Here is a 450-nt window from a genome sequence, read left to right on the forward strand (position 1 = left end):
ATGGCGGCGGGCCTCGCGGGTGCGGCCGGCCGGTCTCGCGTGCGAGGTGGTCTCGCAGGCGGAGACGCTGTTCAGTCGCTCGTCGGTGCCGAGTCGAGACCGTCGGCGACCGCCCGCGCCCGTTTTCGGATGCCGTCGGCGTCCGCGCGGACGTGTTCGCCCTCGTCGTAGAGCACGTCGCCGTCGACCATGGTGAACACCACGTCGTCGCCGTGGGCGGCGAAGACGAGATGAGACAGCACGTCGTGGAGCGGCGTCGCTCGCGTGCGGTCGGCGTCGATACCGACGATGTCGGCCTTCCATCCCTCGCGGAGTTCGCCGACGCGGTCGAAGCCTGCGGCCTTCGCGCCGTTGCGGGTCGCCATCTCGAAAACGGTCGCGGCGGGCGTGCTCGTCGGGTCGAGCGCATCGACTTTCTGGAGGAGACTGGCCTGTCGCATCTCGGTGAAA

General features: G+C 70.0%; 1 protein-coding gene. It reads right to left on the reverse strand.

Annotation, left to right across the window (positions count from 1 at the left end):
* Positions 1-71: 71 nt before the first annotated feature.
* A partial coding sequence (locus C5B91_RS21695) for an amidohydrolase family protein (protein ID WP_147374924.1) occupies positions 72-450 on the reverse strand: 379 nt, incomplete at its 5' end.

Source organism: Haloferax sp. Atlit-10N, from assembly GCF_003586325.1.
Classification (GTDB): Archaea; Halobacteriota; Halobacteria; order Halobacteriales; family Haloferacaceae; genus Haloferax; species Haloferax prahovense.